23 protein-coding genes are annotated in these 22,911 nt (G+C 67.8%); 9 read left to right on the top strand and 14 right to left on the bottom strand.

Annotated features, from left to right (window positions below; translation table 11 throughout):
• Position 1 precedes the first annotated feature (1 nt).
• Genes nthA through ACQPZQ_RS35505 form a run of 3 tightly spaced genes read left to right on the top strand, consistent with a single transcriptional unit; the run spans position 2 to position 2,705 of the window.
• The gene (gene nthA / locus ACQPZQ_RS35515; RefSeq protein ID WP_433288244.1) at positions 2 to 628 is read left to right on the top strand and encodes a nitrile hydratase subunit alpha; all 627 of its coding nucleotides are present in this window, start codon (positions 2 to 4) and stop codon (positions 626 to 628) included.
• A complete protein-coding gene (locus ACQPZQ_RS35510; protein ID WP_433288242.1) occupies positions 625 to 1,761 on the top strand; it encodes an MIP/aquaporin family protein in 1,137 nt (378 codons plus the stop codon). Before nthA ends, ACQPZQ_RS35510 begins: the two co-directional genes overlap by 4 nt.
• 59 nt (positions 1,762 to 1,820) lie before the next feature.
• Positions 1,821 to 2,705, top strand: a complete 885-nt coding sequence (locus tag ACQPZQ_RS35505; RefSeq protein WP_433288240.1) for an NAD(P)-dependent oxidoreductase — start codon at positions 1,821 to 1,823, stop codon at positions 2,703 to 2,705.
• Positions 2,706 to 2,757: 52 nt separating this feature from the next.
• Here ACQPZQ_RS35505 and ACQPZQ_RS35500 read toward each other — a convergent pair whose 3' ends face one another.
• From ACQPZQ_RS35500 to ACQPZQ_RS35480, 5 genes are all read right to left on the bottom strand, one after another.
• Positions 2,758 to 3,036 carry a GlsB/YeaQ/YmgE family stress response membrane protein gene (locus ACQPZQ_RS35500; RefSeq protein ID WP_433288238.1) on the bottom strand — a complete coding sequence of 93 codons (279 nt, stop codon included), beginning with the start codon at positions 3,034 to 3,036 and terminating at the stop codon, positions 2,758 to 2,760.
• A 144-nt stretch (positions 3,037 to 3,180) separates the two neighbouring features.
• Positions 3,181 to 4,278 (bottom strand): permease, encoded by a 1,098-nt coding sequence (locus ACQPZQ_RS35495; RefSeq protein ID WP_433288236.1) that lies wholly within the window; start codon positions 4,276 to 4,278, stop codon positions 3,181 to 3,183.
• A 106-nt stretch (positions 4,279 to 4,384) separates the two neighbouring features.
• Positions 4,385 to 4,903: a peptide-methionine (S)-S-oxide reductase MsrA gene (gene msrA / locus ACQPZQ_RS35490; protein ID WP_433288234.1), complete on the bottom strand. Its 519-nt coding sequence runs from the start codon at positions 4,901 to 4,903 to the stop codon at positions 4,385 to 4,387.
• A gap of 157 nt (positions 4,904 to 5,060) precedes the next feature.
• A complete protein-coding gene (locus ACQPZQ_RS35485) occupies positions 5,061 to 5,567 on the bottom strand; it encodes a hypothetical protein (protein ID WP_433288232.1) in 507 nt (168 codons plus the stop codon).
• 234 nt (positions 5,568 to 5,801) lie between these two features.
• Positions 5,802 to 6,350, bottom strand: coding sequence for a carboxymuconolactone decarboxylase family protein (locus tag ACQPZQ_RS35480; RefSeq protein ID WP_433288230.1), 549 nt, complete (start codon positions 6,348 to 6,350; stop codon positions 5,802 to 5,804).
• A gap of 150 nt (positions 6,351 to 6,500) precedes the next feature.
• Here ACQPZQ_RS35480 and ACQPZQ_RS35475 point away from each other — a divergent pair, with 150 nt between their 5' ends.
• Together ACQPZQ_RS35475 and ACQPZQ_RS35470 are read left to right on the top strand one after the other, a co-directional pair.
• On the top strand, positions 6,501 to 7,148 hold the full coding sequence (locus ACQPZQ_RS35475; protein ID WP_433288229.1) for a CGNR zinc finger domain-containing protein: 648 nt from the start codon (positions 6,501 to 6,503) through the stop codon (positions 7,146 to 7,148).
• Positions 7,149 to 7,375: 227 nt separating this feature from the next.
• Positions 7,376 to 10,120, top strand: a complete 2,745-nt coding sequence (locus ACQPZQ_RS35470) for a helix-turn-helix transcriptional regulator (RefSeq protein WP_433288227.1) — start codon at positions 7,376 to 7,378, stop codon at positions 10,118 to 10,120.
• A 139-nt stretch (positions 10,121 to 10,259) separates the two neighbouring features.
• On the opposite strand, the gene ACQPZQ_RS35465 is transcribed toward ACQPZQ_RS35470, so the two are convergent.
• Positions 10,260 to 10,661, bottom strand: coding sequence for a GlcG/HbpS family heme-binding protein (locus tag ACQPZQ_RS35465; protein WP_433288225.1), 402 nt, complete (start codon positions 10,659 to 10,661; stop codon positions 10,260 to 10,262).
• A 72-nt stretch (positions 10,662 to 10,733) separates the two neighbouring features.
• Positions 10,734 to 12,200 carry an amidase gene (locus ACQPZQ_RS35460; protein ID WP_433288223.1) on the bottom strand — a complete coding sequence of 489 codons (1,467 nt, stop codon included), beginning with the start codon at positions 12,198 to 12,200 and terminating at the stop codon, positions 10,734 to 10,736.
• Between the two features lie 268 nt (positions 12,201 to 12,468).
• Between ACQPZQ_RS35460 and ACQPZQ_RS35455 the strand changes: the two genes are divergently transcribed.
• Entirely contained in the window at positions 12,469 to 12,822 is a 354-nt protein-coding gene (locus ACQPZQ_RS35455) for a hypothetical protein (RefSeq protein WP_433288221.1), read from the top strand.
• A gap of 75 nt (positions 12,823 to 12,897) precedes the next feature.
• Here the strand turns inward: ACQPZQ_RS35455 and ACQPZQ_RS35450 are convergent, their stop codons facing one another.
• The gene (locus ACQPZQ_RS35450; protein ID WP_433288219.1) at positions 12,898 to 14,412 is read right to left on the bottom strand and encodes a PstS family phosphate ABC transporter substrate-binding protein; all 1,515 of its coding nucleotides are present in this window, start codon (positions 14,410 to 14,412) and stop codon (positions 12,898 to 12,900) included.
• A 531-nt stretch (positions 14,413 to 14,943) separates the two neighbouring features.
• Complete coding sequence (locus ACQPZQ_RS35445) at positions 14,944 to 15,942, bottom strand: helix-turn-helix domain-containing protein (protein WP_433288217.1); 999 nt, start codon at positions 15,940 to 15,942, stop codon at positions 14,944 to 14,946.
• Between the two features lie 214 nt (positions 15,943 to 16,156).
• Here ACQPZQ_RS35445 and ACQPZQ_RS35440 point away from each other — a divergent pair, with 214 nt between their 5' ends.
• Together ACQPZQ_RS35440 and ACQPZQ_RS35435 are read left to right on the top strand one after the other, a co-directional pair.
• Positions 16,157 to 16,519 (top strand): TraR/DksA family transcriptional regulator, encoded by a 363-nt coding sequence (locus tag ACQPZQ_RS35440; RefSeq protein ID WP_433288215.1) that lies wholly within the window; start codon positions 16,157 to 16,159, stop codon positions 16,517 to 16,519.
• Between the two features lie 84 nt (positions 16,520 to 16,603).
• On the top strand, positions 16,604 to 17,260 hold the full coding sequence (locus tag ACQPZQ_RS35435) for a Clp protease N-terminal domain-containing protein (protein ID WP_433288213.1): 657 nt from the start codon (positions 16,604 to 16,606) through the stop codon (positions 17,258 to 17,260).
• Between the two features lie 26 nt (positions 17,261 to 17,286).
• Here ACQPZQ_RS35435 and ACQPZQ_RS35430 read toward each other — a convergent pair whose 3' ends face one another.
• Together ACQPZQ_RS35430 and ACQPZQ_RS35425 are read right to left on the bottom strand one after the other, a co-directional pair.
• Positions 17,287 to 17,478 carry a hypothetical protein gene (locus ACQPZQ_RS35430; RefSeq protein ID WP_433288211.1) on the bottom strand — a complete coding sequence of 64 codons (192 nt, stop codon included), beginning with the start codon at positions 17,476 to 17,478 and terminating at the stop codon, positions 17,287 to 17,289.
• 352 nt (positions 17,479 to 17,830) lie between these two features.
• Complete coding sequence (locus ACQPZQ_RS35425) at positions 17,831 to 19,471, bottom strand: amidohydrolase (protein WP_433288209.1); 1,641 nt, start codon at positions 19,469 to 19,471, stop codon at positions 17,831 to 17,833.
• A 354-nt stretch (positions 19,472 to 19,825) separates the two neighbouring features.
• Here ACQPZQ_RS35425 and ACQPZQ_RS35420 point away from each other — a divergent pair, with 354 nt between their 5' ends.
• Positions 19,826 to 20,194: a DUF1622 domain-containing protein gene (locus ACQPZQ_RS35420; RefSeq protein WP_433288207.1), complete on the top strand. Its 369-nt coding sequence runs from the start codon at positions 19,826 to 19,828 to the stop codon at positions 20,192 to 20,194.
• A gap of 17 nt (positions 20,195 to 20,211) precedes the next feature.
• Here ACQPZQ_RS35420 and ACQPZQ_RS35415 read toward each other — a convergent pair whose 3' ends face one another.
• The 3 genes from ACQPZQ_RS35415 to ACQPZQ_RS35405 all read right to left on the bottom strand — a co-directional run bounded on the left by ACQPZQ_RS35415 (position 20,212) and on the right by ACQPZQ_RS35405 (position 22,742).
• Entirely contained in the window at positions 20,212 to 21,099 is an 888-nt protein-coding gene (locus ACQPZQ_RS35415) for an ABC transporter substrate-binding protein (RefSeq protein ID WP_433288205.1), read from the bottom strand.
• A 10-nt stretch (positions 21,100 to 21,109) separates the two neighbouring features.
• On the bottom strand, positions 21,110 to 21,835 hold the full coding sequence (locus ACQPZQ_RS35410; RefSeq protein ID WP_433288203.1) for an SDR family NAD(P)-dependent oxidoreductase: 726 nt from the start codon (positions 21,833 to 21,835) through the stop codon (positions 21,110 to 21,112).
• Between the two features lie 199 nt (positions 21,836 to 22,034).
• Positions 22,035 to 22,742, bottom strand: coding sequence for an SDR family oxidoreductase (locus ACQPZQ_RS35405; protein WP_433288201.1), 708 nt, complete (start codon positions 22,740 to 22,742; stop codon positions 22,035 to 22,037).
• Positions 22,743 to 22,911 lie beyond the last annotated feature (169 nt).

The following is a 22,911-nucleotide window of genomic DNA, read 5'->3' as shown; positions in this document are numbered from 1 at the left end:
CGTGGAATCACATACGCACGCCGACCCGCACGCGCCGATCGAGGAGATGCCGGAGAGCCCGGACTACTTCGACGTGCTCCAGATGGCGATTCGGGAGATCCTGGTCGAGAAGGGCCTGATCGGCGCCGACGAGGTCCGGGCCATGATCGAGACGCTCGACGCGCACGAACCGGCCCACGGCTCCGCTCTCGTGGCGCATGCCTGGTCCGACCCGGCTTTCAAAGAGCGGTTGCTTGCTGACGGCACGGCCGCCATCAAAGAGTTCGGGATCGACAACTACGACGGAACGCACCTCATCGTCCTCGAGCAGACGCCCGACACCCACAACCTTGTCGTGTGCACCTTGTGCTCGTGCTATCCGCGACCGGTCCTCGGATTGCCGCCGGACTGGTACAAGAGCCGCCCGTACCGGGCCCGGGCGGTCCGCGAGCCGCGGGCGTTGCTGGCGGAGTTCGGTACGCACGTGCCCGATGACGTGACGATCCGCGTTCACGACAGCAACGCGAATATGCGCTACCTCGTTCTCCCGATGCGTCCGGAGGGCACCGATGGCTGGAGCGAGGAACAACTCGCGGAGCTGGTCACCCGGGACGCGATGATCGGTGTGACGACGGCCCGCAAGCCGTGACATTGGCCGGACGGCTCCGCGGCCGGCTGCTTGATCGGCAGACCGAGGGGTTACTGGCCTCAGGGGCTGCCGAAGCGCTCGGAACTGCGCTGCTGGTCTTCGACGCGCTGAGCGCAATCGCGGTGACGATGGCTCCGGCGGCTCCGCTGCGAACCTGGCCGCTGGAGATGCGGCTGCTCGTCATCGGTCTCGCTGTCGGAGGCACCGTCGCGGTATTCGCCGTCACGCCTGCCGGAAAGAGGTCGGGCGCGCACCTCAATCCCGCGGTGAGCATGTTCATGGCCTTGCGCGGAGCTTTGCCGGCTCGTGATGCGTTCGCGTACTCCCTGGCACAACTGATCGGGTCGGTCGTCGGTGTGCTCGTGGCACGTCTGTGCTGGGCCGGGCGGATGGACGAGGTCTCGAACGGTCTGATCCAACCCGGCTCTGGTGTGGGCGCACTGGGTGTTGTGGTCGGCGAGACGCTCAGTGTCATCGTGTTGCTGTTCGTGCTGTCGTGGCTGGTTTCCAAGCCACGGCCACGGGAGACACCGTGGGTGATCGGCGGACTGATCGCGGTTCTGATCGTGGCGACCGGTCCGACCTCGGGCGGGAGCTTCAACCCCGCACGCGACTTCGGTCCGTTCGTGCTCGGTTCGGATTTCCACTTCTTCTGGCTCTACATGCTCGCTCCGCTCGTCGGCGCGGTGATCATCGCGGCTGTCTTGCGGCTGACCGGCGCGTGGTCTCCTCGGACCTGCAAGCTGTGCGGGCCGGCCTTGGACGCCTTGGACCAGCCGTCCCCTCAGGAGACCGTCATCGACTCCCCACTGTCGCGGACGGTCAGGCAGCAGCTCGAACTGGCGGGTTTCACCATCCACGGCGGGGGCCCGGCAGGAGGAGTGGAGGTCAGGCCGTGTCCGGCCGAGTACGGCGGTGGGTTGCTGGTCAGTTGGGCACCGCACGTCGCTGCCTTCTCACCCATCGATGAGCGGGTGACCGCGGTCGAGAAGATCATGGCGGACGCGCTGGTGGACGTGTTGTCGGAACTCGGGTTCACCGCAGAGCGTTTCGGCGAGTCGTTCTCGGTCCGGATCGCGGACGCGGAGTGGCCGAGCTGTGCGACGTCGGACCGCGTGGGGACGGAGGCTTGATGCGCCGTCCAGCGGCTCTGTCGATCGTCGGTCGGACCGCCGTGGTCGATGCTGGATAGGTGATCGGATTCCTGGGCACGGGGCGGATGGGTCTGCCGATGTGTGCCAACCTGGTTCGTGCTGGGCACCACGTCGTGGCTCATGATCGTCGGCCCGAACTGGAGACGGAGGTTCTCGCGATCGGGGCCGGGTGGGCGACCACGGCGTCCGAGGCCGCCGCGGCGGCCGAGGTCCTGATCACGATGCTGCCCGGTCCCCACGAAGTGGTCGAGGCGATGACCGGTCCAGGCGGGGCGCTCCGCGCGTTGCCTGCCGGGGCCACGTGGATCGACATGACGAGCAACTCGTCCGCCTCGGCCGAGCCGATTCGGCTCCTGGCTGTCGCCCGGGGTGTGGATGTCCTCGAGGCGCCCGTTGGCGGCGGCGTGCCCGCCGCCGAGGCTGGGTCGCTGAAGCTGTTCGTCGGCGGAGACGCCGAGGTCCTCGAACGGCACCGCCCGTTGCTCGAGGTCCTCGGTGACCCGCACCGCATCATCCATGTCGGTGGCCCCGGTGCCGGGTACACCACGAAGCTGCTGGTCAACCTGTTGTGGTTCGGCCAGGCAGTGGCAACGGCGGAGGCTCTTCTGCTCGGCAGGCGTGCAGGGATCGATCTCGGTGTGTTGCGCACCGCGTTGGCCGACAGCGCCGCGGCAGGCGACTTCATCCGGCGGGACCTCGACGCCCTGTTGGCCGGCGACTACATGAGGTCGTTCGGCCTGGACCGTTGTTACGAGGAACTCGCGAATGTGTCTGCTCAAGCCCACAGCTACGGGCTGCCGTTCGAGCTGTCGGATCTCGTCGGCCGGATCTATGGCCGCGCGCTCACGCGGTACGGGCCGGTCGACGGGGAGTTGCTGGCCGTCGCGTTTCTGGAGGACGAGGCCGGGATCGAGTTGCGATAACGGCGCCGGGCCCACCTCGGAGTGAGGTGGGCCCGGCGCCGTGGAACGCGTGTCAGCGTCGTATGGAACGACGTCCGTAGAGGTTCGACACGAGGATCACGCCGATAGCCGCGACGACGACCTGCACGACCAGTTCGAGCCAGTCGATGCCGCTGGTGGCGGTCGGGATGCCGAGCGCGCGGGCGATGAAGGTCCCGATGAATGCCGCCACGATCCCGATCACGATGGTGAGCCAGATGGGGATGGGCTGCCGCCCGGGAACGACCAGGCGCCCCAACGCCCCGATGATCGCTCCGACGACGATCGCGGTGATGATGCCGGTGATGGTCACGGTCCCTCCAGCTCACGGCGGGCCGATGCTCGGCCCGGTCTGACGATCTGTTCCCGTTCGGGGCCGGGCGGAATCCAGGATCGCGCTCTGTAATCGATTTGAGACCGACCTGGGGCTGCGAGGTGGCACCGGCACGCCAGGCCGTCACAGCACGGTGAGCAGGCCCGCTCCGAGAAGGCCGCCGACAACGACCATGGCGGCCGTCGCGGCAGTGGTCCTCCATCCAAGTGCTCGGCCGACCATGGCGATCCCCGGCAGACTCACAGCGGGCAGTGTGACCAGCAATGCCCCGATCGGACCTGCGGCAACACCGGCGATGGCGAGGCCCTGCAGAACAGGAATCTCACCCGCGGTCGGGATGACGAGCAGGGTTCCGACGCCTGCCGCGATCAACACGGCCAGCAGTCCGAAACCCGACGCGGCGCTGATCGGGAACAACCAGCCCCGGACCGCCCCGACCAGCATCACGACGATCACGTACTCCGGGACCAGGACGATCGACAGGCGCAGCAGCGCTCTCCCGAAACGTGCTGGTGCCGATGCCAGCCATTCCGTCCCCAGCGTTTCCTGCTCGTCGTTCCCGGTCAGCTGTGAGGCGTCCGAGATCGCGACGTCGCGCCTGCTCTCGGTGAGCCGAGCGACGAGAGCAGCTCCTCCGACGACGACCAGCAGGCCGATGACGAGGCGGGTCACCGTCCATTGCCACGGCGCGACGAGCAGGAGGAACACCAGTACCGCGGGGTTGAGCAGCGGGTTGCCGAGCCAGTACGCCACCGCGGCGGATGTCGACACACCGGAGCGGCGCAGGCTGACCGCGACCGGCGCGGTGCAGCAGGTGCACATCATCGACGGGGTGCTGCAGAGTCCGCCGGCGAGGGCGCTGGTCACCCGACCACGACGGTTGAGCAACCGCAGCAGCCAGGCCCGGGGAACGAACGCCTGCAGGGCGGCGCTGATCAGCAGGGCGGCGACGAGCGCCTTCCACACCGCGTCGATGTAGGCGGCGGTGAACGAGAAGGCCGCGTTCCAGGACGGGGCGTCCCCAGGTTGGACGCCGCCGACGCTGAGCACACTCGACCCGCTCCACGCCCCACTCTCGTGCAGGCTGCTCGCCCGAGCCGCGTACGGCAGCCACTTCGCCCACAGCAGCGCCACGACGAACACGACAGCGGCGACCAGTACGCCGGCCGCGGTGGCTGCTCGGACGGTTCGCGGATCGGGAATCGAGGAGCCACCAGTCACACGGTGAGGCTAAGCCACCCCGACGGCAGGTCACCCGGACCGAGGTCAAGTGGTGCCGGTCTTACCAACTCGACCTCGGGCAACTCAGGCCGATGGGGATGGCCGGTTACCCGGCGACGGCGTCGCTTCGCCGCGGCAGCACCCAGTTCGGTCGCGGGAAGTGGCAGGTGTACCCGTTGGGGTAGCGCTCGAGGTAGTCCTGGTGCTCCGGCTCGGCCTCCCAGAACGGGCCTGCCGGCGTGACTTCGGTGACCACCTTTCCGGGCCACAGGCCTGAGGCGTCGACGTCGGCGATGGTGTCCTCTGCGATGCGGCGCTGCTCGTCGTCGAGGTAGAAGATCGCCGAGCGGTAGGACATGCCGATGTCGTTGCCCTGGCGGTTCTTCGTCGTGGGGTCATGGATCTGGAAGAAGAGCTCGAGCAACTCGCGGTACGAGGTGACGGACGGGTCGAAGATGATCTCGATCGCTTCGGCGTGCGTGCCGTGGTTGCGATAGGTCGCGTTGGGTGTGTCACCGCCGGTGTAGCCGACGCGGGTCGACAGCACGCCGGGGCGTCTCCGGATGAGGTCCTGCATCCCCCAGAAGCAACCCCCGGCGAGGACGGCCTTCTGCTGTTCGGTCACTGTTCACTCCTGGTGTTCGCTCTGCGGTTCGTGTCGGTTCTGGTGTGCTCCCTACCAGCATCCAGGTGACTCCGATGCGGTGCCACCTGTCGAGCACCGGGTCACTCTCACTGGGCTACCTGCCTCGTCGCCCTGCGCCTGCTGGACCAATTCCGGTTCAGGTGATCTTGCGCAGCGTCACGTCCATCGATGCGGCCCAGCTCACGCCGTCGGCACTGGACTCGTGGTGGGCAACCTGGGTCATGCCGGCGTCGGTCATCGTGACGGTGCAGCGCGTTCGCTCCCCGATCCACCTGATCACGTCGCCCTCGATCTCCAGCCGTGAGCGGTGGACGTTGCCGAAGCTGTCGTAGAACGTGGAGCCGTACGCCTCGCCGTCGACGCCGATGATCTCGACGCCGCCGACGGCCGTGTCGCCGATCCTCCCGAAGGCCGAGTGCACCACGACGAACCCACCGGGCGCCCACTCGTAGACGTCGCTTGTGAGGATCGGAACCGACGGGGTCTGCGCGGTCCCGATCGTGCGACCTTCGTTGATCCACTTGCCGATGAGGACTTCGAGTGCCTGGTGACGGCCGTCGCGGACGGGCGCCGTCCGGTCGGTGTACTCAACACCGGCGGCGACCTGGACGACGCGAGCGGACTCCGTGGCGGGACGGGACATCGGGGCTCCTTCGGAGGCGTTGTCAGAACGATCCGTCATGGAGTCGGGGCCGACACAGCCGTCTCGACATTCGTCGTGCCGTCCTTGCTGCTGTCCTCGGTCAGAAGTTTGGCGCTCCGTGGCCGACGAGCTCATCGATGAGCCCTCGGCCACGGAGCTTGGTCGGCCGGTTCCCACCTTCTGAAGGGTGGTCCTCGGCCCCGCTCGTGATCGCCGACCGGTAAGGCGTCGGCGTCAGTTCTGCTCGTGCGGTGTGACGACCGGGAAGTCGTTGTCGGTGTCCGCGAGGATGTTGAAGTAGTTGGTGAGGATGTTGAGCGCGAGGTTGCCGACGACCTCGGCGATCTCGGCGTCGGTAACCCCGGCGGCTCTGGCGGTCTTGAGCACGGTGTCGTCGACGGCGCCGTGTCCCCTGGCGATGGCGTCGGACAGCGCCAGGAGAGCGGCGACGTGAGGATCGGAGGACTCGGCGTGCCGCGCGCGCTCGATCTCCTCAGGGCTGAGCTTGGCGACCTTCGAACCGATGAAGGTGTGGGCGGACAGGCAGTACTCGCAGCGGTTGTACTCGGCCGTGGCGAGGGCGAGCTGCTCACGTGCGGGCGCGGGGATCACTCCGCCGCTCAGGGCGGTGGACAGCGCGAGGTAGCCCTTCAGCACGGCGGGACTGTTGGCCATGGCCTTGGCCATGTTCGGGACGGACCCGAGGGTCTTCCTGGTCTGGACGAGCACGTCGGCTACGGCGCCCATGGCGTCGGCGGGTTCGAGCTGAGGCAGCGCGGACATGGTGATGTCCCTTCCGTGGCGATATGACCACTCTCTGGTTCTAACGGATGGATGGCATCGCATCCATTAGCAACGCTGCCACGGCTGTGGACCGCTGTCAAATGGGAAGCACGGCATCAAACCATTAGTTCGCGTGGTAGTGTGGGACAGATGAGACGTCCAGAGGTGCCCGCGGGCGCCACGTTGCTCGGCGAGCCGCTCGCGGTTGAGCTGATGAACACGGTCCGGATGGACCGGGGCGACGTGCAGGACGCACTGAGTGACGACGCCGCCGCGGTCGGCTGGCTGTACGCGATCGGCGATCGCCTGGAGGCGGAGTCCGGCGGAAACGTGGATTCGGCGGAGCTCCACGGGGGAGCCGTTGGTGAGGTCGCCGGACGGCTACGCGGGTTGCGTGACGCTCTGCGCCGATTGGCTGCGGAGACGACTGACGACCCACGTGTTCCGGTGACGCCCGCGATCCCGGCGCGGCAGGACGCGATCGACACCGTCAACGCGCTCGCACCGGCCTGGCCCGAACTGCTCTGGCCGACCGGCGGTGAGCCGGCGCGAGCCTTCCGGACGAGCGCCACCACCGGCGAACTCGCGATCTCCCTGATCGCTCACCAGGCCGTCGAGCTCTTCGCGGGCGCGCAACGCACCCAGCTCCGCGCGTGCCTGGCCCCTGGCTGTCTCCTGTACTTCGTCAAGCAGCATCCACGGAGGGAATGGTGCTCGGCCGTGTGCGGCAACCGGGCTCGCGTCGCGCGCCACTACCACCGTCACCACTCCGGGAGCCACCCCTCGGCTACGGGCTAGCGCCTGGTGCGCGGGGCTCGCACGATCGACCATTCCGCCGAGGATTCCTCGGCGCAGGCCGCAATCCGTCCTACCGGGCGGCGGCGCGGATTGCGTCCGATAGGACGGGGGATCGGTGTTTCACGGGCTGGCTGGCGAATGTACGGGCAAACGTTGCCGAGTCCCCAAGGATGGCGCCTGGATCGACAGCGCGGATAACGTGTGGTGCGTCGACGATGGGCTGACAGGTGACAGCGGTATTGCTGGACCGGCGCAGCGAGCGTGAGCTACTCAACGGACTGCTCGAGGGCGTCCGGACGGGACAGAGCCGTGCCTTGGTAGTGCGCGGCGACGCCGGTGTGGGCAAGACGACGTTGCTGGAATATCTGCTCGGGCGGTCGGCGGACTGCCGGGTGGTGCGGGCCACGGGTGTGCAGGCCGAGATGGAGTTGGCTTTCGCCGGGTTGCACCAGGTGTGCGCGCCGATGCTGGATCAGCTCGCGTTTCTTCCGGATGCGCAGCAGGAGGCGGTGAGTACCGCATTCGGGTTGAGCGCCGGTAACCCGCCTGACCGTTTTCTTGTCGGGATGGCGGTCCTGGGTTTGTTCGCCGAGGCTGCCCGGGAGCGGCCACTGGTGTGTGTGGTGGATGACGCGCAGTGGCTGGATCGTGCATCAGCGCAGGTGCTCGGGTTCGTGGCACGCAGGCTGCTGGCGGAGTCGGTGGCGATCGTTTTCGCGGTGCGTGAGTCCACCACTGGCCGGGAGCGTTCCGAGGTGCCGGAGTTGGACGGTCTGGCGGAGGTACTGGTCACTGGTCTGCCCGACGAGGATGCGCGTGCGCTGTTGTTGTCGGAGCATCGCGGTCCGGTCGATGAGCGGGTGCTGGAGCGGGTGCTCGCGGAGACCCAGGGCAATCCACTGGCGCTTCTGGAGTTGCCGAGAGGATTCACGCCGACGGAGTTGGCGGGCGGGTTCGGGTTGTCGGGTCGGGGCAGGCTGCCGCGTCAGATAGAGAAGAGTTACCGTCGGCAGATCGCGGCTCTGCCGGTGGAGACTCGGCAGTTGCTGCTGGTGGCGGCGGCGGAGCCGGTGGGTGACCCGGTGTTGATGTGGCGGGCGGGTTACCGGCTCGGCATCGGCGTCGAAGCGGCTGCGCCTGCGGAGGCGGCGGGCTTGGTCGATTTCAGCGACCGGGTGCGGTTTCGGCATCCATTGGTTCGCTCGGCGATCTACTGCGCGGCGCCGCCGGAGAGCCGGCGCGCCACGCATCTGGCTTTGGCGCAGGTCACCGACCCGGATGCCGATCCGGACCGGCGCGCCTGGCACAACGCTCAGGCGGCGGCCGAACCCGACGAGGAGGTTGCTCTCGAACTCGAACGCTCGGCTGGGCGAGCGCAAGCTCGCGGCGGTCTGGCCGCGGCAGCCGCATTCCTCGAACGTGCAACCGAGCTGACACCGGACCCGCGACGGCGCGGGCAGCGAGCACTCGCTGCGGCACAGGCCAAACACCTCGCCGGCCTGCCCGATTCGTCGCTGAGACTGCTTTCCGTGGCGAAGGCGAGTTCGCTGGCCGAGCTCCAGCGCGCCCAAGTCGACCTGCTGCATGCGCGGATCGCATTCACGATGAACCGCGGCGGTGAGGTGTCGTCGCTGCTGCTCAAGGCTGCCGCCCAGTTGGAGCCGTTGGACCTCCGGCTGGCTCGCGACACGTACCTTGATGCGTCGATGGCTGCCTGGTTCGCCGCCCACCTGGCGAGCGGCGGCGACATGCGCGAGGTGGGCGAGGCCGTCCGGAACGCACCAGCGCCGCCGCGTCCGTCGACCACGGACCTCCTCCTCGACGCCTTGGCGCTGCGCTTCACGGAGGGATACGTGGCTGCCGCACCCAGCCTGAAGCGGGCACTTCGAGTCTTCCGCGACCGAGGCCCCTCCGGGGAAGAGGGCCTGAGCGTGCCCTGGTTCACCTACATCGCCGTCGCCGCGCTTCTCGCGGACGACGACACCTATGACGTGCTCAGCAGGCGTTACCTCCAGCTCGCCCGCGATGCCGGCGCGCTCGCACTGCTGCCGCTCGCCCTGACGGCCCGCATCAGCTGGCACACCTTCGCCGGCGAGCTGAACGCGGCGGCGTCGCTGCTCGAGGAACAGAAGGTGGTCCTCGGGGAGACCGTTCTGCCCGTCGCCTCGTACGGCACCATGTTGCTCCCTGCCTGGCAGGGTCGCGAAGCGGAGACCTTCGAGCTGATCGAGGCTGCCTTCGAAGAGAACACGCGCCGCGGCGAGGGGACCGGCGTAATCTGCTGCGGGTGGATGAAAGCCCTGCTGTGCAACGGCGTCGGCAAGTACGACGAGGCGCTGACGGCTGCACGGCAGGCCACCGACCCACCCGTGGAGATCGGTATGCCGACCTGGGCATCCCTGGTCGAGCTCGTCACGGCCGCAGTCCGTGTCCGACAGCCGGCACTTGCGGCTCAGGCGTTCCAGCGGCTCACCCTGCTGACTCGGGCCTGTGGCACCGACTGGGCGCTGGGGATGGAGGCGCGCTGCCGTGGCCTGCTCAGCGGCGGGCAGGCCGCCGAGAGTGCCTACCGTGAGGCGATAGAGCGTCTGGGCCGCACCGGCATTCGCGGTGAGCTGGCGCGGGCGCATCTGGTTTACGGCGAGTGGCTGCGTCGTGAGCGGCGGCGGTCGGATGCGCATGAACAGTTGCGGGCGGCGCATGAGATGTTCAGCGAGATGGGCGCGGAGGGGTTCGCCCGGCGCACTGCTCGTGAGCTGGGAGCCACCGGCGCGACGGCGCGAAAGCGCAATGTGGAGACCAGCAACGAGCTCACCGCTCAGGAGATGCAGATCGTCCGCCTGGTCCGCGAGGGGTTGTCCAATCCCGAGATCGCATCCCGGCTCTTCCTCAGCCCGCGCACCATCGAATGGCACATGAGCAGAATCTTCGCCAAACTCAACATCACGTCACGACGGCATTTACGCCGCTGAACGCTCCTTCATCAAGACGACGAAGCAGCACGACGGACGTGAGTCTCAGATCTCAGCGCGCATCTCGGCCGCTCTGCGACTCCTTCAGGTCGTCGCGCCATTCCTGCTCCACGCCCCGGTGGGCGGGACCGTCATGGCGTCAGAGTGAGGCGGCGCCCGCTTCGGCGACGGTTTGGTCCTGGTCGCCGGTCCCGCCGCTGACGCCGATCGCGCCGACCACCTTGCCGTCGCGGCTGAGCGGGATTCCGCCGGCGAAGATCATCACCTTGCCGTTGTTGGAAGCGAGGATGCCGTAGAAGTCCTGGCCGGGCTGGGAGTTCTCACCGAGGTGCTTCGTCGTGATGTCGAAGGCACGCGAGGTCCAGGCCTTGTTGATCGAGATGTCGACCGACCCGATCCAGGCGCCGTCCATGCGGATGTGGGCGATGAGGTTGCTGCCCGCATCGACGACGGCCACGTTCATGGGTTGGCCGATCTCCTCGGCCTTGGCCTCGGCGGCAGCGATGATCTTGCGGGCATCGGCGAGCGTCAGTGCGGTCATGGCGTTCCTTCGGTTGTGGTGTGGAGCGCTCTGTCCGCAGTCGAGGTACCCGTCCGGCGGCCCGAACAATGCTCAGAAGGCCGGAGGCGGGGTGAAGCCGCCGAACTCGCGTTCGAGGAGCTCGGCGAAGCGCAGGGGAGTGCGGTCCTCGAACATTGGTCCGACGAGCTGAACTCCGATCGGGAGGCCTTCCGCCGAGCGGCCGATGGGAGCGACGGTGGCCGGCAGGCCTGGCGCCGTGGCGAGGCCTGCCCAGACGAGCTGGTCGGCATAGTCGTGATCGGCACCGTCGATCGAGATCGTGCGTGCCCACTGGTCGGGGCTCTGATCGTGGGCGAAGGCCGTCGTCGGCGCGGAGGGTGTCACGACGATGTCGTACCCGGTGAACAGCGCACGCCACTGGGCGCTGTGGCGCGTGCGTGCCGTGTCGGCGGCGACCCAGTCGCGGTAGCTCAGGACCGCGCCCCGCGCCCGCTCGGCGGCGAGGCTCAGATCCTCGGGCGCGACGCGATCCGCGGCCGCTCGGGCGCGTTCGTAGGCCTCGTGCGGGGAGGTGGCGGTGATCGAAGCGAGAAGTAGACGCATGTAGAGCCGAGCGGCCTCGACCAGGTCGGGCAGGAGGTCGGTCCGGCGCACCACTCGTGCGCCGGCCGCCGTGAGCTCGGATGCGAGGCCGTCGATCGCGCAGCGGATCTCGTCGGACGTCGGGATGAGCGGATGTGTGTCGACGACGAGAATCCGGTGGTCCGCCAGCGTCGTGTGACGTGCGGGGCGGAGGTCGAGCCGATGGGCGATTCCGATCCCGGTCTCATCCGGTGCGGCAAGGAGGTCGAGCATGAGCGAGAGGTCACCTGCGCTCCGTGCCATCGGGCCGATCACGGTGAGGTCGCGGTCGTACGCGAGAGGTGGCGCAGGCGGAGCCGAGTGGCCGCGTGACGGCAACAAGCGGAACGACGACTTGTGCGCGTAGACGCCGGTGAAGTGGGCCGGTATACGCAGTGAGCCGGCGATGTCGGAGCCGACGGACAGTGCACCGAAGCCCGCCGCGAGGGCCGCGGCCGAGCCACCCGACGATCCGCCGGGGGTCCGGGTGAGATCCCACGGATTGTTCGTCGTGCCGTAGATCGCGTTGTAGGTCTGCAGGTCACCCAGCGCGAAGGGCACGTTGGTCTTGCCGAGGATCACGGCCCCGGCGGCCCTCAGGCGTGCGACCGCGACGGCGTCCTCGGTGGGGATGAAGTCCTTGAACGGCGGGATGCCCCAGGTCGTGGGGAGACCGGCGACGTTGAAGGAGTCCTTGATCGTGATCGGGACTCCGAGGAGTGGACGAGTCTCGCCGCGTGCACGAACGGCGTCAGCCTCGCGGGCCGCCGCCAGCGCACGGTCGAAGTCGCGCACGCTGATGGCGTTGATCGGTGCGTCGTACTGCTCGATCCGATCGATCGCCGCCTGGGTGAGTTCGACGGCGGAGACCTCGCCCGCATCCATGGCGGCAATGAGCTCCGTCGCGGTCGAGTAGCTGTGGTCGGGCGTACCCACGGGTGCGCTCCTTGAGGTCCGGGGCCGGGGATTCGACCGTAGCACTTCTGATTACAAATTTGAAAGTCAGATGGTTATTGGCGCGCTCGGGATGCCCGGGATGAGGTTTGTCCTTACTTTTACATCAAAACAGTGTGACGTGTGAGAATGGTGTTGTCATCGTCGGTGTCACCTGGCGAAAACCTTGCTGCCCGGGTATCAGGGCTGACCATCGCGCTCTCGTTGAGCCGCCATGACCGGTCGATGCCCCAATGGAGGTTCTGCATCGATGACTGACGATCTTTGGTCCAAGCCTGACAAGGGAGATCTCTACAGCACGGCCATCCCGCCCGCGCAGACTCCATCCTCTTCCTCTCTGGACGATCCCGTTCTTCCCTGGTATCAGTCCAGGATCAAGGAGGAACAGAGCCGGCGTGAACGGCGGGATGCTCGCTTCGTCATGCTCGGGGGCCTGGGCGGCCTGGCCCTCGGAGTGATCGCGGCGATCGTCCTGGCGGCAACCGTCCCCGAGGTGTTGGGATCCCCTTGGATCCAGTTGTTGGTGGTCCTGACCGGTGTTATCGCCGGAATTCTCGGCGGGCTGATCCCCGGTCTCAGGTTCCACGCCGGAAAACTCAGATAGTCCGACAACAAATTTCGTCAGGCCGCTGGATGAGATCCATCCAGCGGCCTGATGCTTTGCACCCGTAATCCGGGCCTAGCGCTCGATCAGACAGAGTTGCTCGATGCTGCGGTCGGGTCGTACGCACGGGACGTAGGCCGCGTCCTGCAGGTGCCGGGCCGCAGGGTCGGCGGCGAGGTAGTCGACGAAGTTGTTCAACAGGCCCTCGCCCTCAGGAACGCCGTTGGTGTAGACGTACTCCACCGTCCAGAACTTGTACGCGGTCTGCAGGTACTCCCGTGTGGGCTCGGCGCCGTCGAGGCGCAGGCGGATCAGCCCGCCGAACTGCGCGGCCGGTGCGGCGTCGGAGTAGCCGATGGCGCCTTCGACGCGGTCGACCTCGGTCAGCAACTCCGTGGTGGTCGATCGTTCGCAGCGGATCACGGGTGCGTCGGGGACCCGGTCGTTGGTGTAGCACGAGTTCGACGACACCGGCGCTTCGGCACCGCCGAGGACGTGACTCTCGAACGCCTGCCGGCTCCCCGAGTCGGGCCCTCGACCGACCAGCCGGATCGGTAGGTCGGCGCCGCCCAGCTCCGACCAGTTGCGCACGGTTCCGGCGTTGATCTGGCGGACCTGGTCGGTGGTGAGGCTCTGAACACCGGCGGCGCGATTGACCACCAGCGCGTAGACGAGGACCGCGACCGGGCGTCGATCGAGCTGTCCGGTCGGCCCATTCGCAGGGCCGTCGGAGAAGGCCAGGAGGCGCTGTCGCTCGTCGGGTCTGTCCTGCAGCTCTCGGATGCCCTCGAGGCTCCCGTCCATGTTGTCCAGGCTGAACCGGGCACCTCCGCAGCTGGCCCTATATCCGTCGGAGATGGCCCGGACCGTCGGCTCGATAGCGCTCGACCCGACGATCCGGAGCTCGCCGTCAGCGCAGAACTCCGGGCTCATCGGCCGCACGAAGAGCGCCAGAACGAGCATCACGGCGAGTACCGCTACGGCCCCGACGAGGAGTTGGTTGGCTGAGGGGCGTCGCCGCGGTGCGCCGTGATCGATGAGCTTGCCCGAATGCAGCTCACCATCGAACTCGTAGCCCTTGTCCAGTTGCCTGCCCTCTGGTGGGGCCTTCTCGTCCTCGCGAAGCGCGACCACCAATCGGAACTCGTCTCGTGGCCGCAGCTTGAGCCTGGGTAGCCGCAGCTCGCGGCTGTTGTTCTTGTGTTCTGTGTCTGGGCTCAGCAACGATTCGGGAAGTTCCTTCAGCAGGTCCTCTCGACTGCGGAACGGGGGTGGGGTGCCCGAGTCGGTCACCACAGCGCTGATCTGCGCTTCCTTCTCGACCGGACTCCGAAGGTCGTCGGGCTGCGGCTGGGAGAGCCGGAAATCCAAGATGTAGCGGCCGCGGACCACGAAGCGCAGCGCGCGGCGGTAGTCGTCCGCCTCGATCGTGGCCCGGCCGGAGTTCCATACCCGGATGACGACGACGCTGACGCTGTTGAAGACGCTCAGGATCGTCGCGGCCGGATCGTTGTTGTGGCCGAACGGCACGATGCCGATCTTGGAGTTGAAGTCCTCCTCGAACGACAACCGCTTCCGACTGGCATACAAGCGCGTTAACAGAGCGATCGTGGCAAGCGCCAACGCAATTGCAATGTAGACCGAGCCGGCGCTGAACAAGCCGGCTGCCACCTGTCGGATGAATTCGAGAACGGCGGGCACGCCGCGTGAGGGTAGAGGAGCGTGAAGGTAGCACGGTGATCAGGCCCACGCCCCCGCACTGCTGTTATCTCCGGTTGGCCGACACTCAACCGAAAGATGACGAAATAGTGGCAATCGAGGAAATAGACGTTGGCACCAACGCCCGACGCGGTGCGGCTCGGCGAATCCGTCGCAGGGCTCGGACGTCGTTCGACCGGGGGCGCACCCCCCTCGTGGTGCACCCCCGGTCGAACCTCGCCCGGGCCAGCAGGCCGTCGACGGACGACGGCGGTGCAGTGGAGCGGCCGTCGCGTCGCGAGGTCATGGTGGGGACGCTAGGTCCCCGTACTGCTCGGGGCGTCCCGCTGGCACGTTGCGGCAATGACCCTGGCACGCTCGGACAACTCGGCGCCGCATCCGGGACGGCCTGTCGACGCTCCGTTAGTTCCGCACGTTCCTCACCAGGTCGAACGCTGGTGGCCGACGGGTGCCGGCCCTCCGGCGGACATTGCGCGGCGTGGTTCCGTAGCGGTCGCCGAAGGCGCGGGAGAAGTGCGCCGGGCTGCGGTAGCCCCAGCGCTGCGCGATGTCGGCGACCGGCAGGTGAAGGAGGGCAGGGTCGGTGAGGTCGGCATAACAGTGCTGGAGGCGTTCATTTCGCAGCCACGTGCCGAACGTTGTGCCGTCCTCCGCGAAAAGGCGATGCAACTGGCGGATGGACATGTGGCAGGCGGCTGCGACGGTCGCAGGCGAGAGGGCCGGATCAGTGAGCTGCCGGCGGGCCTCGCGTTGGATGCGGTGCAGGTGCTCTGACGTGCGGGGAGTCCTGTCCGAGGCGGACTCCTCCAGCACAGCTGCGAGAAGCGAGAGCCCGGAGTCGAGAAAGCGGCTGGTGAGGACGGTCGCCTTCCAGTCCGGCGCGGTGAGCGTTCGGAAGTACGGCGACAGCAGCCTGCCGGCGTCGCTGGTGGCGGCCAGCCCGACCCCGGTGACCCCGACCGGCAGCGGGCGTCCTGCGGTGAACCGCCCACGCGGGACACGGATTGCGACGTGCTCGAACGGCTCTGCACCGCCCAGCTCGATTGCGTAGGGCTGATCGGAGTCGAGCACGGCGATGTCCCCAGGGTGCAGGACGGCGCGCCGCCCGTCCTGGGCGAGGCGGGCCGGGCCGCTGAGGTGGAGGGCGACGATGTACTCGTCACGGGGGCTGCGGTGGATATGGCGGGGCGTGCGATATGCGGAGACCGGGGTGCCGCTGAAGCGAGCGATGTTGACGTCGTCGACCTCGCCGGCGGAGAACCTGACATCGAGCCCGGACGGTGACGGACCGCAGGTGCGAGGCGCAACGTCGAGGCTTACGAATCTGGTGTCGAGTGCGTCGTGCAGCCGCCGGAGCACGTCGGCGGCTGCGGTGCTCGCGGTATCGAAAGCGACGTCCACCAGGGAACCTCCGCGTCGGACCCTCCACCGGCAAAACTCGGGGAGCGCTTCTGAGAATCGCAGGACGAACGGCAGCCCGTCGTGGCAGCCGCTGTCGGCAAGGAGCGTACGTCCGCGCCCCGGTCCCTCGAGGATCTTCCGTCGGAGTGTGCGCGTACCGGCGTCGGTCGTTCGCCCGGCGGAACCGTCGCCCGCACATGCCCGTTCCACCTGCATGTACAGGCCCGATGTCGCTGCACAGCTCGCTGCTGAGCGGGAGGAGACAGCGGATCGGATCGCCGGGCTGGAGCGGCAGGTCGGGTCGTTGGCGGAGGAGCAGGCCTTCACCACGCACGACGACGAGCACGATCCTGAGGGGGTGACGATCGCGGTCCAGCGTGCGCAGTTGCAGGGACTGCTGGCCGGCGCCCGACGAGATCTGGCCGCACTGGATCGGGCGGTGGATCGCCTGGCCGCGGGTGGTTATGGCCTGTGTGTGCGGTGTGGGCGTGCCATCGGCGAGGCGCGGCTGGAGGCATTGCCCGCGGCGGAGACCTGTATCGCCTGCGCGGAGAGTCGATCGGGCCGCGGACGCTGAGGCCGCACACCCGTCGGCGAACGGCTTGCGTGGTGGGGTTATAGAGGGTTATAACCCCTTGTACCCATAGCCTCGGAGACTGCCGTGCCGAAGATCAACGTGTACCTGCCGGACGACCTGGCCGCCGCCGTGAAGGAGGCCGGGGTACCGGTGTCCTCGGTGTGCCAACAGGCGCTGGCAGAGGCGGTACTCGCAGCCACCGGCGGCACAGCGCCCAGCGGAGGACTCGACATGACCGAGACGGCGAGTTGGAACCGATTCACAGCGCGGGCAAGGAACGCGGTCGATCGTGCGCTGCGCAACGAGCCGACCACCACTGTCGAGCTCCTGAGCGCCCTGGTCGAAGAAGGCGAGAACTTGGCGTTGACCGTTCTCGCCGCGCTCGACGTGGAGCCGCCGGATGTCGTCGCGGAGGCCCGGGGACACGGCAACGGCACTGATCTGCGCGGCGCTCTGGATCGAGCCGTCAGCGAGGCGGTCCGCCTGCAGCACAACTTCGTCGGGTGCGAACACCTGTTGCTGGGGCTCGCCGCAGGGCCGGACGATGACGGCGTAGCGGTTGCTCTCCGAGCTACGGGCGCCGATCTCGCCAGGCTCCGCACGGCGGTCAGTGCCGCGGTCGCCGGGGTGGTGTTCAGCCGAACCCAGCAGGCCACGGCAGGCCTGTCCGCGCCGGTTCGCGCCATTCTGGAGGACATCCGGTCGAGGCTCACCCGGCTGGAGCGGGGAACTGCGACGTAGCTTGTCGTCGCAGAGGACTTCGGTCGTCAGCCGGCGTCGCGACGGGGGATGTCCTGCACCAACTCGGTGTCCACCCCCACGGGACCGAGGTCCTCGGCGCCGCCGGGTTGCCCCACCGGCTCGTCCAGACCGGGGAGCGGTTCGGCGATGAACCGAATGTTGTCCGCGACGAGGGTCGCATAGCGCGAGCAGCCGATCGAGCCAGTGGCGCCCCTCACTGAACCGGCCGCGTGAGTTCCAGAACGGGAACAGGGCGGCTGCGCGCCGCGCCAGAGGCGCCATCCTGATCACATCGAGCCTTGCGGGTGTCGCGACGAAACTCGTCAGCTCGATCGGGAGATTGCCCTCGGCGCCGCGACGGCACAGCGCACCGTCATCCTGTTCGCTCAGGCCGGCTGACAGGTGTTCGGTCACGTCCGCCCCTCGACCGGCTTGGGCAGTGCTCGATTCGCATCGAGGCGCACCGACCATTGAACCAGGCGCGGCGTCCGCCGAGCCCGTATCCGCAGGTCCACGGCCTGGATGAGCGAAGAAAGGGCGAATGGCCCTTTTCGCCTGCCGGCACGGACGCTAGCTCGTGAGTCTCGCGTCGTGAGTTGTGCGACCACCGACGATTGTGAGACTCGGTGTGAGGTCGCGGAGTTCCGTGATCGAGCAGTGTCGCGGATCCGTGGGCCAAAGCGTGAGGTCGGCGAGCCTGCCTGGAGTGAGGCGCCCTCGCAGGTCGCTCTCGCCCACCAAGCGGGCGGCGTCGGTTGTGTGGAGCGCGATCGCCTCGTCGCGGCTGATCGCATGCTCCCGTCCCTGAACTCCCACCACCGTCTGCCTGGTGACCATGCCCCACACGGATGGCATGGCGCCGAACGGGCCGACCGGGAAGTCCGACCCGGCCGTGACGAGGGCGCCCTCGTCGATCCACTCGCGGGCCGGGAACAGGTTCCCGACGCGCTCCTGTCCCCAGTGGCCGATCCCGACCTCGGCGGTGTCGTGCAGCAGCGGCTGCTGGATCGTGACGGGGATGCCGAGTGCGATCGCTCGTGCGCGCTGTTCGGGGCCGGCCAGGCCGCCGTGTTCGATGACCAGCGAGTGCGGTGGCAGCCCGGGATTGCGTTCGAGGACGCTCTCGTAGACGTCGAGCAGGATGCGCACCGCACGATCGCCGAAGGCATGCGTGCCGACTCGCCACCCTCGCCGGACGACGCGCTCGATCGCTTCGGTCAGCGCGTCCGGTTCCCACAGCAACAGGCCGCAGAAATCGTCGTGCCCGACGTAGGGCGCCTCGGTCGCGCCGCCCTCGAGCCCGCCGTCCAGCATGAACTTCATTCCCCAGACGCGCAGCCAGGGGTCGTGTCGGTAGCGCCACGTCTCCATTCCGTCGAGGAGCCCGTCGACGTCGGACGGGTCGGCCTTACCCAGCGCCGACACCAGGGCTCGGACGCGGGTGCCGAGTCGGCCGGCGTCGAGCGTGCGCTGGAGGAGGTCGAGATCCGGCAGCGGTACGGCGCAGTCCCTGACGGTGCCGATCCCGGTGCGGGCGTAGTCGTGCGAGGCCAGGTCCAGGCCGGAGATACGGCGCTGGTCGTCGGCAGGCGGAAGAAGGTGTTCGACCAGATGGATGGCGGTGTCGACCAGCCGGCCGTTGAGCGTGCCGTCGGTGTTGCGGCCGATGAGACCGCCTGGCGGCGCGGGCGTGTCTTCGGTGATGCCGGCCAGTCGCAGTGCGTATGAGTTGACGACGTCGTTGTGGCCGCCGCGCTTGACGAGGATCGGATGCCGGTCCGTCGCGGTGTCGAGCTCCGTCGCAGTCGGCATTCGGCGCTCGGCGAGGTTGAGCTCCTGCCAGTTGGTGGTGGTGCGGATCCACTCGCCGTCCGGGGTGATCGCTGCTCGCTCTCGGATCAGGTCGAGGAACTCGGCGATGTCCTTGGCGCGATGGACGGGGACGTCGTGCGCGCCGTGCGCGGCGAAGATGAGGTGGGTATGCGTGTCGTCGAAGCTCGGGAGCACAGTTGCGGTCGGCTCGTCGATGACGGTGGTGTCGGGCGTGATCCAGTCGTCCAGGCCGTCACGGTCCGCCGCAACAGCGACGATCCGGTCGCCGCGGACGGCGACCGCGCGCTGTGCCTCTTGGCCGGTGACGAGCGTGTGCACAGCCCCTGCGCGGATCACGATGTCTGCGCCCGGCTTCGGGTAGGCGGCACGATCGGGCATGAGGATCTCCACTCGGATCCGTGGGGAGGCGGTCGTGACGGCCTCCTGAGTATGGAAAGGGTATCGCGTCTGGTTTTCGGACGTCAAATTTGCGACACAAAGCTCCTAGTGGGTGAACCGGACGAGTTGGCGGAACGGAGCCTGCGACGTTGCTGGTCGGGCGTCCGTGGCGGATGCCGGGTCGCACCCACGGGAAACCTCGTGATCGCAGTGGCCGCGCCGGAATTAGCAAGAACAGCTTCGGCATACGGCTTTCCAAGGTTGTTGCACAGTTAGGCCTGCTCGGTGAATCCGGATCCGATTCGGCGATGGATGCTGTAGAGAGGAGTCACCAGTACACCGGGACGGGGTGAAATGCTCTTCGATGAAGTGATCGAGAAGATCGGGATGGCCATCGACGCCGCCGGCGTCGCGATCATCGCGGTCGGTGCTGCGATCGCGGCTGTAGTTGCGGTCATACGACTGGCGCAGCGCAGGGCCGGGTCAGATGTCTACCGCCAGTTCCGGCGAATGCTCGCCCGGACCGTCCTCCTGGGACTGGAACTACTCGTGGCCGCCGACATCGTCCGTACCGTGGCGATCCTGCCCAGCCTCAACAGCGTGGCGGTGCTGGGTGGAATCGTCATCATCCGTACGTTCCTGAGCTTCTCGTTGGAGCTGGAGATCACCGGCCGCTGGCCATGGCAGAAGTCCAGACCGTCGAATGTGGACAGCTCGGTATGACGAGGTCGGACGCAATTCTAATGGTCGGTGAGGACGAGGTCGGTGCGGTACACGTCGGCCGCCCGGAATGTTGCGGGGACGCCGAGTTCCGCGGCGACGGCTGTGATCGCGGCGTCCCCGATCTCGAGGTCGGCCTGGCCGTCGTGGGTGAAGTGCGGGATCACGAATCGGTCGAGGTGTGCGCGGATCTCCTCGTCGGTGTGGCGGCCCATGAAGGTCCGTACGTGGTCGACCACGTTCTCGGGGCGGTCCTGGATGGTGCGCAGGGCGCGCCGGTTGGCGCGGACCATCGCGTGTAGCGCCGGGCTGTCGAGCGGGACGTAGGTCGGGTCGACCATCACTCCCACTGTCGGGATCTGGAAATGGTCGCCCACCCAGGCGAGCACCCGCCATCCCTCCTGCTCGGCCACCTGTTCGGGAGCCATCGTGCTGCCGATCAGCGCGGCGTCGATCTCGCCGGCGCGCAGGCTGCGCAGGTGCATCCCGTAGTCACCGGGCATGCGGTACTGACATTCGAGGTCGCGATCCGGGTCGAGTCCGGCCCGGCGCAACACGATCCGGGCGAAACATCCCGGGGCGGTCTCCGGAGCGTGCACCACCAGCTTGCGACCCTTCAGGTCCTGCAGTGACTCCAGTCCGGCGCGGCCGACGAACCAGAACAGCGGCCGGTGGGTGCTGACACTCAGTGCGGTCCACGGGATGTCGTCGGTGAGTCGCGACAGCATCGACCGGCCCAACCCGATCGTCGCGCCGCGACGCAGGCGCTCTGTCGGCCAGGCGACCCCGTCGCGCAGTGCGACGCGGACGCCTTCGTCCTCGAAATAGCCCTCCTGGTCTGCGATGTACGCGACCAGCTCCTCGTGAATACCGCGTCCGACATAAGCAAGATCGAGCGTTTCCAACACGCCTTTCCTCTCAGTCCATTGCGAGACCGCCGTTGACCGGCGCGTAGCTGCCCGTGGTGAAATCGGCGTCGTCGCCGGCGAAGAAGGCCACCGTGCGGGCAACGTCGGCCGGGCGCGCGAGGCGACCGAGTGGTGTGGCTGCCGCCATCTGTGCCAGCAGCGCCGGGTCGAGCTTCTCCTCCGACCAGGTCTCCTCGACGGTCGCGGGCGCCACGACGTTGGCCGTGATGCCGTGCGGGCCCAACTCCTGGGCCACGTAGCGGGCGAACTGGTTCAGAGCGGCTTTGGCCGTGCCCAGCGCGATCATCCCGGCGCGAGGACGGCGCGAGAGGCCCGTGCTCAGATAGACCAGCCGGCCACGGCCGCGCTCGACCATGCCCGGGACCACCGCCTTCGTCACGAGGAACGCCGCACGCATCTCCTGGTCGAGCTTCCCGCCCAACTCCTCCCAGGTGAGGTCGCGGAAGGAGCCCATCGCGAACGGTGTGGGTGCGTTGTGCACCAGCACGTCGACCCCGCCCCACTGGTCACGGACCTCGGCGAACATCCGATCCACGTCGGCGGGCAGGGTGACGTCGGCCTGCGCGGCCCACGCCTCACCGCCGGCCGCGCTGATCGCGGCGACGACGGCGTCGGCCTCTTCACGGCTCGAGCGATAGTTGACCACGGTCCGCATCCCGCGCTCGGCGAGCAGCGTTGCGCATGCCCTCCCGATCCCGCGGCTTGCTCCCGTCACCACGGCGACTCGTGACAAATCGCGGCCCTCCTTCCCGAGGCTTCCGGTCATTCGCCGCCCGGCAGGGTGCTCGGTTCCCGGCTCGTGGCGCGGACTCAAAGTGGTAGTAAACTGAAACCACCTTAGGTCAGCTGGTTGTGATCTGCAGCGGTATGTGAAATTCGACGCCACGATCAGTGCCGCAGGGGGTTTCTCCCGCTCACGTCGCGGGCAGTGGCGGTCGGACGACGAGATCGAAGATCGGTGCCGTGATGGGCGCGGTGATGACCGCGCGGATGGTGTCGGCCACGTCCTTGGGCTGCAGATAGCGGTGTGGTTCGTAGCGGCCCATCTCCGCGGCACGCACTGCACGCTGTATGTCGGTGTCGGTGCGCCCCAGTTGGAGGGAGGTCACCCGCACCCCGTGCACCTGCTCTTCGGCGCGAAGTGCGTCACCGAACGCGCGCAATGCCGATTTCGAGGCCGCGTAAGCCGCTTGCCCGGCGGCTGCGCTCGCGTTCACCGTCGAGTTGATGAGTACGACGTGGCCCCCGGCGGCCCGCAGCGCCGGTAGCAGAAGTCGAGTCAGCTCGACAATCGCAAACATGTTGACATCAAAGATCTTGCGCCACGTACTCGTCGGTGTGTCCGCAATCGCTCCGGCGGTCCAGATGGCGGCGTTGTGCACGAGAACATCGAGGCTGAGAATCTCACGCGTCGCCGCTCGCAGGGCGTCGTAGTCGGTCAGTTCGACCGGCCATGCCCGCCCCCCGCATCGGGAGGCGGTCTGCGACAGAGCCTGCTGGTCGCGGCCGCCGAGGAGCACGTCGTGATCAATCGCCAGATCGGCCGCTATCGCCCGGCCCAGCCCCCTGGAGGCGCCGGTGACCACGGCCAGTGGACGAGTAGTGGATAGGTTCACGGCCACAAGCTCCTACGAGAAAATGTGACCGTCACTCGTCACCACGTGCAAGAGACCGCCGTGGTTATCCGATCCGACCGGGCGCCGATCTTCGACGTCGTGGCACGAGCCTCCATTCGGTCACATGGGCTCAACGGGACGAACCCACCATGGCAGCAGGTGGCTGTGGTCGTGC

The sequence above is a fragment of the Pseudonocardia sp. CA-142604 genome, from assembly GCF_050948475.1.
Lineage (GTDB): Bacteria > Actinomycetota > Actinomycetes > Mycobacteriales > Pseudonocardiaceae > Pseudonocardia > Pseudonocardia alaniniphila.
Note: the sequence above shows the minus strand (reverse complement) of the source record. Positions and strands in the feature narration are given on the sequence as shown.

What these genes read in the sequence shown, in the direction of transcription:
- ACQPZQ_RS35455 (WP_433288221.1), top strand. Translation starts at nt 12,469, where the DNA reads ATGACTGACGATCTTTGGTCCAAGCCTGACAAGGGAGATCTCTACAGC.
- ACQPZQ_RS35420 (WP_433288207.1), top strand. Translation starts at nt 19,826, where the DNA reads ATGCTCTTCGATGAAGTGATCGAGAAGATCGGGATGGCCATCGACGCC.
- ACQPZQ_RS35465 (WP_433288225.1), bottom strand. Translation starts at nt 10,661, where the DNA reads ATGACCGCACTGACGCTCGCCGATGCCCGCAAGATCATCGCTGCCGCC.
- ACQPZQ_RS35425 (WP_433288209.1), bottom strand. Translation starts at nt 19,471, where the DNA reads ATGCCCGATCGTGCCGCCTACCCGAAGCCGGGCGCAGACATCGTGATC.
- ACQPZQ_RS35475 (WP_433288229.1), top strand. Translation starts at nt 6,501, where the DNA reads ATGAGACGTCCAGAGGTGCCCGCGGGCGCCACGTTGCTCGGCGAGCCG.
- ACQPZQ_RS35485 (WP_433288232.1), bottom strand. Translation starts at nt 5,567, where the DNA reads ATGTCCCGTCCCGCCACGGAGTCCGCTCGCGTCGTCCAGGTCGCCGCC.
- ACQPZQ_RS35440 (WP_433288215.1), top strand. Translation starts at nt 16,157, where the DNA reads ATGTACAGGCCCGATGTCGCTGCACAGCTCGCTGCTGAGCGGGAGGAG.
- ACQPZQ_RS35480 (WP_433288230.1), bottom strand. Translation starts at nt 6,350, where the DNA reads ATGTCCGCGCTGCCTCAGCTCGAACCCGCCGACGCCATGGGCGCCGTA.